Annotated in this window: 2 rRNA genes; both read left to right on the top strand. The window is 47.8% G+C overall.

Annotation, left to right across the window (positions count from 1 at the left end):
- Positions 1–109: ribosomal RNA gene (locus AC6H42_RS10555) — 23S ribosomal RNA — on the top strand; the annotation flags it as partial.
- Between the two features lie 106 nt (positions 110–215).
- Positions 216–316: ribosomal RNA gene (rrf, locus tag AC6H42_RS10550) — 5S ribosomal RNA — on the top strand; the annotation flags it as partial.

Genomic DNA, 316 nt, shown 5'->3' with positions numbered 1-316 from the left:
TTTAAGCTCCTTGAAGGGTCGTTCGAGACCAGGACGTTGATAGGCTGGGTGTGGAAGTGCAGTAATGCATTAAGCTAACCAGTACTAATTGCCCGTAAGGCTTGTCCCTATAACCTTGACGGTTATATCGCATTTGCCTGTGTTTGAATTTACTACCTAATTTACTTCTTCCAGATTGCAGCCACACACCTGAGTGTGTGGCGTACAAGTCAAAGCCTGATGACCATAGCAAATCGGTCCCACCCCTTCCCATCCCGAACAGGACCGTGAAACGATTTTGCGCCGATGATAGTGCTGCAACCAGTGTGAAAGTAGG

This window comes from Massilia sp. NBRC 108631 (assembly GCF_059704565.1).
The sequence above is the reverse complement of the archived record's forward strand: the minus strand, read 5'-3'. Positions and strand labels throughout refer to the sequence as shown.